A 13,377-nucleotide genomic window follows, 5' to 3' on the forward strand; every position below is an offset into this window, starting at 1 on the left:
AAATTGAAAAATAAAAATTGTTGAAATACTTTTTTACAACATACGTTTTCTGTTTTAATACTTATTTTTGAAAAAACCTTTTTTACATGTCAATAGAAGTAAAAGCTATTACTAAAACTTACGGAACTCAAAAAGCACTTAACAACATTTCTTTTTCTGTTAAACCTGCTGAAATTGTTGGTTTTTTAGGACCTAATGGTGCTGGAAAGTCTACCATGATGAAGATATTGACAACTTACATCAATCCTACTGAAGGTGAAGCTAAAGTCAATGGACATAATATTGATAAAGATAAAAAAGAGGTGCAAAGTTCTGTAGGTTATTTGCCTGAACACAATCCGCTTTATACAGAACTCTTTGTTAGAGAGTATTTAAAATTTAATGCAGATGTTTATAATGTAAATAAACAACGAATTGAAGAGGTTATAGAACTTACTGGATTAACACCTGAAGCTCATAAAAAAATTGGGCAACTCTCAAAAGGTTATCGTCAGCGGGTGGGCTTGGCTAATGCATTATTGCACAATCCTAAAGTCTTAATTTTAGATGAGCCTACAACGGGATTGGACCCTAACCAATTAGTAGACATCAGAAATCTGATTACAACTATTGGCAAAGAAAAAACAGTGTTTTTATCCACACATATTATGCAAGAAGTTGAAGCTATGTGTGACCGAGTAATTATAATCAATAAAGGTGAAATTGTTGCAGACAAATACCTTAATGATTTAAGACAAGGACAAGAACAAAATGTTATTGTAGAGTTTGATTATAGAGTTGAAGAAGCTTTTTTATTGAAATTGCCTAAAGTAAAATCAGTGAAAAACACACATGGGTTTATTTATGAAATAACGTTTTCTTCAACTGACGATATGCGTTCTTATGTTTTTGATTTTGCTCATGACAATGAGCTAAAAATACTACAGCTTAATCAAAAAAACGCAAGCTTGGAGAGTCTATTTAGAGAGTTGACTAGTTGAAAATTAATCTCCCATTAAAGACTTCTTCTACATCAATTATTGGTGGTTGATTAACCGAAATTACATTACCTGTTGACAGAATTGAACCCGTAATAGACTGTTGTGGATTTACCACCATATCATTAGAGCCGCGATGAAAAACTGAAATATTTTGCGCTACAAGATTTTCTGCCTCAACTCGTCCATTACCTGCAGGAAAACTTATAGACATATTCTCTGCCTCACCTGAAAGGTAGAAAAATGAAAGATTATTAGATACAATTTTTAGATTCTCTATATCTAATTGCAATCTAAAATCACCGATAGGAAAACTATCTGGGAAATTAAAATTTTCTGATATTAAATCAAGATTATCAAAATTTAAAACACCATCAGATCTTATTTCAAATTGAGTAGAACATCTTATTTCTATTAGATTTGGAGTAGTTACGTAAATTTTAGTTATTCCAAAATCACGGACATAATTACAATTATTACTATCCGTCAACACTAATTGATTTGCTATGACTTCTACCGTAACATCATTGAGTAAATTTTCGCCTGTCTCAACTACCACACTTTGCGAAGCGCCTTGATTTATGATTAATTCTATATCACGATTTACAAGGATTTTATCAAACCCCGTAACCAAAAACTCTTGTTGCACAATACTCCCTGCAGTTTGAAAACAATCTAAGGCACTGTCGCTATCACAGCTTAAAATCAGAAATGCACATATTAAGTATATCAGTCTTTTTTTCATAATCTAATACCAATTCCTAGTTCTACTGCTTCTGCTCTTGCACCATGTGATTTTAGTGTCAAGGCACCAAACCATTTTTCTCCAAAATAGCGTTTTAATCCAGCTCTAAAATACACACGACTTTCAAAATCAAATGGATAATAAACATAATATCCTACTTGAGACTCAATCGAAAAATTATTTACAAATAATTCGTGTCCAACGAATACACCAACACGCTTATAATCTTCATCACCAGTAACACCATTATTTAATTGGGCAGTACTTTCAAACCTAATCAATTCTTTTAAAAAATTAGAGAAGAATACATCCACACCAAATTGAACTGCATTTGTGTGCGTTAGTCGCTTATCTGCATAAGCAGATAATATATAAAACGGGTATTGCGCACTGCCAACAATATCGCTTTGATTAATACCTGTTCTAAATGCGAAATTATATTTTATAGGCTCTGTAAATTTCTCATCAGATAAATCACTGATATACTCTGTGTCATCTTCATCTAGATTATAGGTCACACCGACATTAAGAGCTACAGTATTAATACTTGTATTTGGTGCCTTAACATTAGCGTTAGAATAATGTACAAATGATAGTCCTGTTTGAAGTCCAAAACGGTTAAAAATTCGCTCTTTCTTATAATTGAGCATTAAGTACGTACTGCTAAGCAATGTGGACCCAAAAGCAATATTTTTTGGATTATCGGTGCGGTCATAAGGGTTTGATGTATGGGCAATACCTTGACCTATTCGCAGCATAAGATTTCTATTAAAAAAATAGAAATTATAATGAGCGTATAAGCCAAAATTATTACCTAAATCTTTACTCTTTAAATTTTGATAAATAAAAGAAGCCCCATAATCTGGATAGTTATAACGCTGCTCCCAAGCCTCTTTACCAAATGTTTTCTTATTCCAACTTAAAATTACGCCTTCAGGATGCCCAGAAATTAACCCTAATATATCGTTGTTATGGAGTGTAATGTAACCTTTGAAATAGTTAACATCAAAAAAAGAATCTGAAGTTTTATTTTGAGCGGATAAAAGCACCGACAACAAACAAAATAAGCTTACTAATCTTTTTTGCATTTTCACATTTTAAAGTCGCAAATGTAAGCAAAAATGATTCGCTATATTAAATAACCTTGAACATTAAAACAAAAAGTAGGCTGCCATCAAAGAGATAATCGTTAACAGTAAAATTTGAATGCCAAATCTAAACTCAGATTTATATTTCTTAATCGTTTTCATTGCTTATCTTTTTTTACAAAAGTGTAGATATAAGTTTTCTTAAATGTTAAGTTAATCAGAAACATACGTTAAGATTAAAAAACAGCTTCTGCTACTTTTTTTACATTACTACTTTTTCCCATAGAATAATAATGTAAAACAGGTATGCCAGCCTTTTGCAATTCCTTTGATTGTGCAATACACCATTCGACTCCTACTTGCCTCACCTGACTATTATCTTTACATTTTATAATTTCAAGAATTAAATCTTGAGGTAAGTCTACATGAAATCTATGTGGGATTAAATTTAATTGCTTCTTGGTGGCTATGGGCTTTAAACCAGGAATTATTGGCACTTCGATACCCGCATTTCTGCATTTTTCTACAAAATCGAAATACTTCTGATTGTCAAAAAACATTTGCGTTACAATATACTCAGCACCTTTTTTAATCTTCTTTTTTAAAAAATGAATATCACTATCTAAACTAGGCGCTTCAGCATGTTTTTCTGGATAGGCACCAACACCAATACAAAAATTAGTTTTACTACAATTTTCCAATTCATCATCTAAATAAATGCCATTATTTAAATCTGAAATTTGATTCACCAACTCGCTTGCATATGAATGGCCATCTTTTTCGGGTTTAAAGTAAGTTTCATTTTTTACCGCATCTCCTCTAAGTGCCACAACATTATCTATCCCTAAAAAATCAAGGTCTATTAAAAAATTCTCAGTGTCTTCTTTCGTAAAACCGCCACATAGTATATGTGGTATTGCATCTACACTATACTTATTTTGTATAGCTGCACAAATACCAACTGTGCCAGGGCGCTTTTTTACAATTTGCTTTTTGAGCAAACCGTTTCCTACATCTTTAAAGGTATACTCTTCTCGATGATAGGTGACATCTATAAATGGAGGATTAAATTCCATTAACGGATCTATATTGTTAAAAATAGACTGAATATCTTGACCTTTTAATGGTGGTAATATCTCAAAAGAAAACTGTGTATTTCCGTTTGCATTTTTTATATGTTGAGTTACTTTCATAATTAATCTACTAGATTTGGGTTTAACCACTTTTGAGCCTGTTCTATACTTATTTCTCTTCTATTAGCGTAATCTTTTAATTGATCTTGGGTGATTTTACCCAAGCCAAAATACTTAGCTTCTTTGTTTCCAAAATAATAGCCACTAACACTAGCTGCTGGCCACATTGCTAAACTCTCTGTAAGCTTTACGCCAATGTTTTTTTCGACATCCAATAGTTTCCAAATTGTATTTTTTTCTAAATGGTCAGGGCAAGCTGGATAACCTGGTGCTGGTCTAATGCCTTTATATTCTTCAGCTATTAATTCTTGATTTGTTAAGTTTTCACTTGATGCATACCCCCAATATTTTGTTCTTACTTCTTTATGCAAATATTCGGCAAAGGCTTCAGCTAAACGATCTGCTAATGCCTTAATCATAATGGAATTATAATCATCGTTATCAGCCTCAAATTGCTCTGCTAGTGCTTTAGTGCCAAATCCTGTTGTCACACAAAATGCACCCATATAATCTTGTATTCCAGTTTTTTTGGGTGCAATAAAATCAGCTAATGCATAATTTGGAACGCTTTCTCTTTTTTTAAGTTGTTGCCTAAGCGTTAAAAATGTATTCTGAACTTTTCCTTGTTCATTATAAACTTCTATATCATCATCATTTACTGTATTTGCTGGAAATATTCCAAATATAGCTTTAGCTTTTAGGAGTTTTTCATCAAAGACTCGTTTTAATAATTCTCGAGCATCTACAAATAATTCCGTGGCTTGTTTACCTACAATTTCGTCTTCTAAAATGTCAGGGTATCTACCATGCAAATCCCAGCTCCTAAAAAAAGGGGACCAATCGATATAGGCTTCAAGTTTTTGAATATTGAATTCTTCGATAACTTGAATTCCTAACTGTTTTGGCTTTACTATTTCATTAGCTTCCCAATCAATTTTATATTTATTTTTACGAGCGTCTTCAATTGACAAATATTCTTTTCTCTTTCCACGGGTTAAAAATTGCTCACGAAACTTATTATACTCTTCTCTTATTTGATTTTTGTACAATGTATTATTCTCTTGCAATAAATCTCCAACAACTGTTACAGCACGAGATGCATCGTTGATATGAATTACTGTGTTTTGATAATGTGGTGCTATTTTTACTGCCGTATGAGCTTTGCTTGTTGTTGCGCCACCAATTATTAATGGGATTTTAATATTCTGTTTTTCTAATTCTTTAGAGACATAAACCATTTCGTCTAAAGACGGCGTAATTAATCCACTTAGACCAATAACATCGACCTGTTCTTTTACAGCGGTTTCAATAATTTTTTCTGGAGGCACCATAACTCCTAAGTCGATAATTTCATAATTATTACAACCCAACACCACACTTACTATATTTTTACCTATATCATGAACATCACCTTTTACTGTTGCCATTAAAATCTTACCAGCGAATTCTTGTTTTCCATCTTTTTCTGCCTCAATAAATGGTTGTAAATAAGCTACAGCTTTTTTCATTACACGAGCCGATTTTACAACTTGGGGCAAGAACATTTTTCCACTACCAAATAAATCTCCAACTACATTCATCCCTGTCATTAAATGTCCTTCAATCACTTCGATTGGTCTAGAAACAGATAGTCTAGCTTCTTCTACGTCTTCAACTATATATGTATCTATACCTTTGACTAAAGCGTGAGTTATTCTGTCTTGCAATTTGCCATTTCGCCATTCTTGAATAGTTTCTAAATCTTCTTTCTTACTGCCTTTTACAGTTTCTGCAAAGTCTAATAAACGTTCAGTAGCATCATCTCTTCTATCGAATAGCACATCTTCAACTCGTTCTAAAAGTTCACCATCAATCTGATCGTAAATCTCTAGCATTGTTGGGTTTACAATACCTAAGTTCATTCCATTTTTTATAGCATGATACAAAAATGAAGAATGCATGGCCTCACGCACGGTATTATTTCCGCGAAAACTAAACGACACATTACTCACGCCTCCAGAAACATTAGCATATGGCAAATTTTCACGAATCCATTTAGTAGCATTAAAGAAATCTAATGCATTTTTTCGATGCTCGTCCATTCCTGTGGCTACTGGGAAAATATTTGGGTCAAAGATGATATCCTGAGCTGGAAAGTCTACCTCATTTACCAAAATATCGTAAGAGCGTTTACAGATTTCAATACGTCTTTCGTAAGTATCTGCTTGTCCTTTTTCGTCAAAAGCCATAACTATTACAGCAGCACCATAACGTTTTACTAACTTGGCTTGATGTTTAAATTGTGCTTCGCCTTCTTTTAAGCTAATAGAATTCACAACACTTTTACCTTGTACAACTTGTAAACCTGCTTCTATAATTTCCCATTTAGAACTATCAATCATAATAGGAACACGAGCAATATCTGGCTCAGATGCAATAAGATTTAGAAAGGTTGTCATCGCCTGCACACCATCGAGCATCCCTTCATCCATATTAACATCAATAATTTGTGCGCCGCCTTCCACTTGATCTCTAGCAACACTTAAGGCTTCTTCAAATTTCTCTTCTTTAATCAACCTAAGAAATTTACGTGAGCCTGTAACATTAGTTCGCTCTCCAACATTAATGAAGTTAGATTCAGGAGTAACCACAAGAGGTTCTAGACCTGATAGAGTTAAATATTTTTTACAATCACTATCTACCATTATGCTACAACTTGTATTTGTCTTGGTTTGTATTTTGATGCCACATTAGCAATTGCTTTTATGTGCTCAGGATTTGTGCCACAACAACCACCAATAATATTTATCAAATCGTCCTTAAGGTAGTTCTCTATATATGATTGCATTTCTTCTGGAGTCTCATCATACTCACCAAAAGCATTTGGTAGTCCTGCATTTGGATGGGCTGATGTGTAAAATTCTGTTTCGTTAGACAATCGTTGCAAATAAGGCTGTAATTGTTCTGCTCCTAAAGCACAATTAAAACCAACACTTAATAACGGAATATGCGATATTGAAGTTAAAAATGCTTCAACCGTTTGTCCAGAAAGTGTTCTACCTGAAGCGTCAGTAATAGTACCTGATACCATAATTGGAATATCAATATTTTTTTCTTCCTTGACTTCTTCAATAGCAAATAACGCTGCTTTTGCATTAAGCGTATCAAAGATGGTTTCGACTAAAAGCACATCTACACCACCATCAATTAATGCTTCTACTTGTTGCTTGTAGGCTTTTCTCAATTCTTCAAAAGTAACCGCTCGATATTCAGGTTTGTTAACATCTGGTGATAAACTAGCTGTACGATTTGTTGGCCCAATACTTCCAGCTACAAATCGAGGTTTTTTAGGGTTTTTGCTTGTAAATTCTTCGGCTACAGCTTTTGCAATTTTTGCAGATTCAAAATTTAGCTCATAAACCAAGTCTTCCATATTATAATCAGCCATTGCGATAGTTGTACCAGAAAATGTATTGGTTTCCACAATGTCTGCACCCGCTTCAAAATATTGTCTATGCACATCTGCAATAGCTTCGGGCTGTGTTAATGATAATAAATCATTATTACCTTGTAAAGGAGATGGGTAATCTTTAAATCGCTTACCTCTAAAATCTTCTTCGGTAAAACTATGTCGCTGTAACATAGTACCCATAGCGCCATCTAGAACCAGAATTCGTTTTTGTATTTCTTCTTTTATCCTATTCATATGGTATTAGCTATCTTAATAATATCTGAAAACAACCCCCTTGCTGTTACTTCTTTTCCTGCTCCAGCGCCTTGAATCACTAATGGTCTATCATTATAAGAGTCGGTATATATTTCAAAAATTGAATCCGAACCTTTTAACTGTCCCAGAGGTGTTTGTCTATCTTCAGCTATTAATTTTACTTCTAATTGCTTTTTTGCTACATCAAGCTCTCCGACATAGCGGAGAACCTGATGATTTTGCAATTCTTTTTTTCTATTCTGAAAGGGGTTATCAAGCTCAGAAATGCGTTCATAAAATTGTGCTTTGGTTGTTTTTCCATTTAACACTTTTGGTACTAAAGATTCAATTTTTACATTGTTAAGTTCCACATCTAAATCTAACTCACGCGCTAAAATCAACAACTTTCTAGCCACATCTTTTCCTGATAAATCTTCACGTGCATCTGGTTCTGTCAAACCCAAATGTGATGCTTTTTTAAGCACCTTAGAAAATGATTCATCTTCAGAAGAGAATGTATTAAATACATAACTCAACGACCCTGAAAACACCCCTCTTATTCTATTAATATTTTCACCTGAATCATACAAGTTTTTAACAGTTTCAATAACTGGCAAACCTGCACCAACATTAGTTTCGTAAAGAAATGATTTGTTATGCAGTTTTAAATTATCTCTTAATGCTTTATAAAAGTTAAAATCTAAAGTATTACCTAACTTATTTGCCGACACAATATGAAACCCATGCTCTACAAAAGCATTGTAATGGTTAACTAAATCTTTACTTGCTGTGGCATCAATTACAATTACATTTTCTAGTTGTTTTCTCTTTATACTCAGAATAATTTCAGAAATCTTATATTTAGTTGAAGAAATTTCAAAGTTAGATTCCCAAGTACATTCTATTCCTTCAGGATTAAAAAAAACTAGTTTAGAATTAGCTATAATAGGAATCTGGATGTCCAGGTTTGAATGCTCTTTTAGCCTCTTTTTTGCTGCCTTTACTTGATTGATAAATGTACTACCAACATTCCCAATCCCAAATACAACCAAATTTATAGTTTTATGACTTGACATATTCTTTAGGTTTTAAATGAGATACTTTAGTAAAAGCTTGTTCTAAATCCGAAATTAAATCTTGAACTTCCTCTATACCACAAGACAATCTTATTAATGAATCTTTTATACCCGATTGTAAGCGTTTTTCTCTTGGTATTGATGCATGGGTCATTTGCGGCGGATGACACAATAGACTCTTAACTCCTCCTAGGCTTTCTGCCAATTTAAAATACTCAGTATTAGTCACAAATTCATTTGCAGCATCCTGAGTGTCATTTTTTAGAGTAAAAGATACTATTCCACCAAATAATCCGTTTTGTTGGTGTTTGGCTATCTCATGATTTTTATGACTTACTAAACCTGGATAATAGACTTCTTCTACAGCTTCGTGATTTGTTAAAAATGCCGCTACAGCAAAAGCATTTTTGCACTGTTCTTTATAACGAATTTCTAGAGTTTCTATTCCTTTAATGGTTAAAAAGCAATCCCAAGGTCCTAAAATTCCTCCTGAAGCATTCTGAATAAACTTCAGTTTCTCAGAAAGCTCCTGAGCTTTAGTAATCACTAAACCAGCGACTAAATCTGAGTGACCACCAATATATTTAGTGCCACTATGAATAATGATATCCGCTCCTAAAGAAATTGGCTGCTGCGCAATTGGACTTGCAAATGTATTATCAACTACCAAAAGTGCATTTACACTCTTAGCAATCTCACTTATAGTTTTAATATCCGAAACTTTGAGTGTAGGATTTGTTGGTGATTCTATCCATACTAATTTGGTTTTACTGCTAATTACCTTAGCAACGTTTTCGGCATCTGTAGTATCTACATAATTTACTTTTACACCGAGTTTTTCGTATACATGGGTAAATAACCGATAAGCACCTCCATAAATATCATCTACAGCGATGATTTCATCTCCCGCAGATAATAATTTTAAAACAGCATCAATAGCTGCCAAGCCTGTTGCAAAGGCAAAAGCTGCATCGCCGCCTTCAAGTTTAGCAACAACATCTTGTAAAACTTGACGTGTTGGGTTATTACTTCTTGCGTAATCGAAACCTTTATTAACGCCTGGCGCTTCTTGAACAAAGGTTGATGTTTGGTACACAGGTACCGAAATAGCGCCCGTTAATGGGTCGCTTGGAATTGAATGAATAATTTTTGTAGCACTCATTTTTCTAATTTTTTTGAGTTAATAAATAATTAAACCAAAAGTCAAATAAGTCTCAGAGAGACATACTTAATAGAAAAATGTTATAAGAAATTGATACAAATATCGCGCGTATTTGCATTTGGGTTATCTATCCTGAGTTGGCGAGAAATGATTCGCGTCTTCAAGTAGAATTTAGCACCTTCTTAATAAGCTTAAGGGTTGCTAAGGCTTCAACGGGTCTAATCCCTCCACCTTTCTTGATAACATTTCAATAAAGTTTTGAACTTTGTGAGTACAAATATTCAATTATTAAAGTTTAAAATCCAAATCTTTTTTTGACTTTATTATTTTTTAACATCATAAGCTTTAATAATTAGTTAAGAAGATTACTCTTTTTAATTTGATATAAATTTGTACTTTTGCACCGAAATAATTAAGAGGAATGATTTGACTGATTGCAACCTCTGGAAAAAATTGCTAAAGACAGTGTTATGCTTTCCATACTATTACGTCAAATCTTCAAAATAAGAAAATAAAATATGGCGTATTTATTTACTTCAGAAAGTGTTTCTGAAGGACACCCAGACAAAGTAGCAGATCAGATTAGTGATGCTTTAATCGATAACTTTTTAGCTTTTGACAAGAACTCTAAAGTCGCTTGTGAGACCCTAGTAACAACTGGACAAGTTGTTTTAGCTGGAGAAGTAAAATCTGATACATATTTAGATGTACAGCAAATTGCAAGAGATGTGATTAATAAAATTGGTTACACTAAAAGCGAGTATATGTTTGATGGTAGTTCTTGTGGTGTTTTATCTGCAATTCATGAACAATCTCCTGACATTAATCAAGGTGTTGAAAGAGCAAATCCTGAAGACCAAGGTGCTGGTGACCAAGGTATGATGTTTGGTTATGCCACTGACGAAACCGAAAATTATATGCCCTTAGCTTTAGAGCTGTCTCATAGATTGTTAACTGAATTGGCAGAATTACGTCGCGAAAATAAAGACATCACCTATTTGCGCCCTGATGCTAAATCTCAGGTGACTATTGAGTATAGTGACGATAATGTACCTCAGCGTATTGATGCTATTGTGTTATCGACACAACATGATGATTTTGATACTAGTGACGACGCAATGTTAGTGCAAATTAAAAAGGACATCGTGGAAATTTTAATACCACGAGTAGTTGCTAAATTACCAGCTCATATTCAAAAATTATTTACAGATAATATTACTTACCATATTAATCCTACAGGAGTGTTTGTAATTGGTGGACCACATGGTGACACAGGCTTAACAGGTCGTAAAATTATTGTAGATACTTATGGAGGAAAAGGTGCACATGGTGGTGGTGCTTTTTCAGGAAAAGACCCAAGTAAAGTTGATAGGTCAGGTGCATATGCTACAAGACATATTGCTAAAAACTTAGTGGCTGCTGGTTTATGTAAAGAAGTATTAGTACAGGTGAGTTATGCTATTGGTGTTGCAAAACCTACGAGTATTAATGTTGAAACTTACGGTACAGCAACGGTAGATAAAACAGATGGTGAGATTAGTAAAATAGTAGAGTCAATTTTTGATATGCGTCCATATTTTATTGAGCAGCGCTTAAAATTAAGAACACCAATTTATTCTGAAACTGCAGCTTACGGACATATGGGACGTACACCAGAAGTTAAGACACTAACGTTTAAAAACCCAATGGGGCAAGAAGTTACTGAAACTGTCGAAACATTTACATGGGAAAAGTTAGATTATGTCGATAAGGTGAAAGCTGCTTTTGATTTATAATTGAAAGCTGCTGATTATAGATATATAAAAGCCTTCTCCACTTCGACTTTGCTCAGTGACCGGAGAAGGCCTTCTAATTTAGTATAACTAATTTTTAGTTTCTACCACCATCACGGTTTGGGGAGCGTGGTGTTGGCCAAGTCCGTTGTTTTCCTGTTCTTGGGTTTATTGGTAATACAATCTGATCTCTAGACGTTTTCTCAGCATCTTCAGATGCCATATAAGCTAAAATTGCTGTTAATATGGCATTATTTTTTACATCATCAAAAATAATCTTATCGTAAGTATCTCTGTTAGTATGCCATGTATAATTCCAGTAAGACCAGTTTAGTGCACTTAAATTAAACGCAGGTGCACCTTTAGCTAAAAATGAGGCATAGTCAGAGCCACCTCCACCCGGAATACCAGGAAAGGTTGTTTCTATATGCTTGGTGATATCTTTTGGCACTGCATATAACCAACGTGATAAATAATCGTATGAGTTTAGAAATCCACCGCCAGAAATACGTACAACACGACCAGTACCATTATCTTGATTAAATAAGGCTTGTAATCCATCAACAACATCAGGGTGATCTTCTACAAAAGCTCTAGAGCCGTTTAGCCCTTGTTCTTCACTTCCCCAATGCCCTGCTATAATTGTACGCTTTGGATTTGGATAATGCTTTTTTAATAAACGCATCGCCTCCATCATTACTAAAGTACCCGTACCATTATCTGTGGCTCCTGTACCTCCATCCCAAGAATCGAAATGGGCCGATAATATTATGTATTCATCTGGTTTTTCAGAACCTTTAATCTCAGCAATGGTATTAAATGTAGGTACACGCCCTAATTCTTTAGATTCAGCAACAATTTTGAGTTTTGGCGTATTTCCAGATTCGGCGAGACGATACAACATTGTATAATCCTCTAATTCTAAATCTACTGTTGGAATTTTCTTTGTACGAGCACTAAATATTTTATTAACTCCAAAACCTCTAGACCATCTACTAGCTACAATACCTGCAGCACCAGCATCTTCTAATACAGCAATAATTGATCTTGTGTTATATCCCGAACGTCCAATATTAGCTCGCCACTCTTTAGTTTGTACGTCTCTTTCATCTTTCATTTTTTGAAAAGATTCTTCTGTAGCAAACTCTTCCCAATTATAATCTGGTCGACCTGTTGGCTGTTTCATAGATATTAAAACCAGCTTTCCTTTTACTTTAGGCAACCATTTCTTAAATGAAATAGAATCTTTAATGTTCTTTGGTAATGTTATAACCTCAGCAGTAACACCTTCTGAACCTGTACTTGGATTCCAAGCCAATTGTGTGCCTTTTAAAGATTGCACACGTGGCTCTAGCATATCGATATGCGTAATACCACGTTCCCAACCACGCCATTCGCCCCATTTTTCTTTTTTGGCATCGATACCCCAAGACTTATATTTTTCTATCGCCCAGTTATGTGCATTGAGCATCTGTGGTGTACCTACTAATCTTGGACCTACAACATCCATTAGCTCATGTCCGATACTTTCTAATTGAGAATTTTCATTAGCTTCTTTTACTATACTTTCAATAATTGGGTCTTTGTCTTGTGCTATTACATTAGAGAAGCTAAATGCAAAAACAAGAATAAACAAAACTAAAATGCGTTTCATAAACTTTAGTGCTTAAATTGGTTAA

At 34.0% G+C, this 13,377-nt stretch carries 10 protein-coding genes and 1 riboswitch; of the genes, 2 read left to right on the forward strand and 8 right to left on the reverse strand.

Annotation, left to right across the window (positions count from 1 at the left end; translation table 11 throughout):
• The first annotated feature begins 86 nt into the window (after positions 1-86).
• The gene (gldA, locus tag Q0770_RS12870; RefSeq protein ID WP_299117645.1) at positions 87-980 is read left to right on the forward strand and encodes a gliding motility-associated ABC transporter ATP-binding subunit GldA; all 894 of its coding nucleotides are present in this window, start codon (positions 87-89) and stop codon (positions 978-980) included.
• Here the strand turns inward: gldA and Q0770_RS12875 are convergent.
• From Q0770_RS12875 to Q0770_RS12905, 7 genes are all read right to left on the reverse strand, one after another.
• The gene (locus tag Q0770_RS12875; RefSeq protein WP_299117647.1) at positions 973-1,722 is read right to left on the reverse strand and encodes a head GIN domain-containing protein; all 750 of its coding nucleotides are present in this window, start codon (positions 1,720-1,722) and stop codon (positions 973-975) included. The genes gldA and Q0770_RS12875 overlap by 8 nt on opposite strands.
• The gene (locus Q0770_RS12880; RefSeq protein WP_299117649.1) at positions 1,719-2,810 is read right to left on the reverse strand and encodes an acyloxyacyl hydrolase; all 1,092 of its coding nucleotides are present in this window, start codon (positions 2,808-2,810) and stop codon (positions 1,719-1,721) included. Before Q0770_RS12880 ends, Q0770_RS12875 begins: the two co-directional genes overlap by 4 nt.
• Before the next feature lie 236 nt (positions 2,811-3,046).
• The gene (gene metF / locus Q0770_RS12885; RefSeq protein WP_299117651.1) at positions 3,047-4,003 is read right to left on the reverse strand and encodes a methylenetetrahydrofolate reductase [NAD(P)H]; all 957 of its coding nucleotides are present in this window, start codon (positions 4,001-4,003) and stop codon (positions 3,047-3,049) included.
• Positions 4,004-4,005: 2 nt separating this feature from the next.
• Positions 4,006-6,687: a methionine synthase gene (metH, locus tag Q0770_RS12890; protein ID WP_299117653.1), complete on the reverse strand. Its 2,682-nt coding sequence runs from the start codon at positions 6,685-6,687 to the stop codon at positions 4,006-4,008.
• Positions 6,687-7,688, reverse strand: coding sequence for a homocysteine S-methyltransferase family protein (locus Q0770_RS12895; RefSeq protein WP_299117654.1), 1,002 nt, complete (start codon positions 7,686-7,688; stop codon positions 6,687-6,689). The genes metH and Q0770_RS12895 overlap by 1 nt, the downstream gene beginning before the upstream one ends.
• Positions 7,685-8,764 carry an aspartate kinase gene (locus Q0770_RS12900; protein WP_299117655.1) on the reverse strand — a complete coding sequence of 360 codons (1,080 nt, stop codon included), beginning with the start codon at positions 8,762-8,764 and terminating at the stop codon, positions 7,685-7,687. Before Q0770_RS12900 ends, Q0770_RS12895 begins: the two co-directional genes overlap by 4 nt.
• The gene (locus Q0770_RS12905; protein WP_299117657.1) at positions 8,751-9,926 is read right to left on the reverse strand and encodes a PLP-dependent aspartate aminotransferase family protein; all 1,176 of its coding nucleotides are present in this window, start codon (positions 9,924-9,926) and stop codon (positions 8,751-8,753) included. The genes Q0770_RS12900 and Q0770_RS12905 overlap by 14 nt, the downstream gene beginning before the upstream one ends.
• Positions 9,927-10,046: 120 nt before the next feature.
• A riboswitch (SAM riboswitch) is annotated at positions 10,047-10,172 on the reverse strand.
• A 272-nt stretch (positions 10,173-10,444) separates the two neighbouring features.
• Between Q0770_RS12905 and metK the strand changes: the two genes are divergently transcribed.
• Positions 10,445-11,701, forward strand: a complete 1,257-nt coding sequence (gene metK / locus Q0770_RS12910; RefSeq protein ID WP_299117659.1) for a methionine adenosyltransferase — start codon at positions 10,445-10,447, stop codon at positions 11,699-11,701.
• A 94-nt stretch (positions 11,702-11,795) separates the two neighbouring features.
• On the opposite strand, the gene Q0770_RS12915 is transcribed toward metK, so the two are convergent.
• Positions 11,796-13,352, reverse strand: coding sequence for a M20/M25/M40 family metallo-hydrolase (locus Q0770_RS12915; RefSeq protein WP_299117660.1), 1,557 nt, complete (start codon positions 13,350-13,352; stop codon positions 11,796-11,798).
• Positions 13,353-13,377 lie beyond the last annotated feature (25 nt).

The organism is uncultured Winogradskyella sp., from assembly GCF_947501905.1.
Classification (GTDB): Bacteria; Bacteroidota; Bacteroidia; order Flavobacteriales; family Flavobacteriaceae; genus Winogradskyella.

Excerpts from the sequence above, each read along its gene's own strand:
- metK (WP_299117659.1), top strand. The coding sequence starts at position 10,445 with ATGGCGTATTTATTTACTTCAGAAAGTGTTTCTGAAGGACACCCAGAC.
- Q0770_RS12905 (WP_299117657.1), bottom strand. The coding sequence starts at position 9,926 with ATGAGTGCTACAAAAATTATTCATTCAATTCCAAGCGACCCATTAACG.
- Q0770_RS12915 (WP_299117660.1), bottom strand. The coding sequence starts at position 13,352 with ATGAAACGCATTTTAGTTTTGTTTATTCTTGTTTTTGCATTTAGCTTC.
- gldA (WP_299117645.1), top strand. The coding sequence starts at position 87 with ATGTCAATAGAAGTAAAAGCTATTACTAAAACTTACGGAACTCAAAAA.
- metH (WP_299117653.1), bottom strand. The coding sequence starts at position 6,687 with ATGGTAGATAGTGATTGTAAAAAATATTTAACTCTATCAGGTCTAGAA.
- metF (WP_299117651.1), bottom strand. The coding sequence starts at position 4,003 with ATGAAAGTAACTCAACATATAAAAAATGCAAACGGAAATACACAGTTT.
- Q0770_RS12880 (WP_299117649.1), bottom strand. The coding sequence starts at position 2,810 with ATGCAAAAAAGATTAGTAAGCTTATTTTGTTTGTTGTCGGTGCTTTTA.
- Q0770_RS12895 (WP_299117654.1), bottom strand. The coding sequence starts at position 7,688 with ATGAATAGGATAAAAGAAGAAATACAAAAACGAATTCTGGTTCTAGAT.
- Q0770_RS12900 (WP_299117655.1), bottom strand. The coding sequence starts at position 8,764 with ATGTCAAGTCATAAAACTATAAATTTGGTTGTATTTGGGATTGGGAAT.
- Q0770_RS12875 (WP_299117647.1), bottom strand. The coding sequence starts at position 1,722 with ATGAAAAAAAGACTGATATACTTAATATGTGCATTTCTGATTTTAAGC.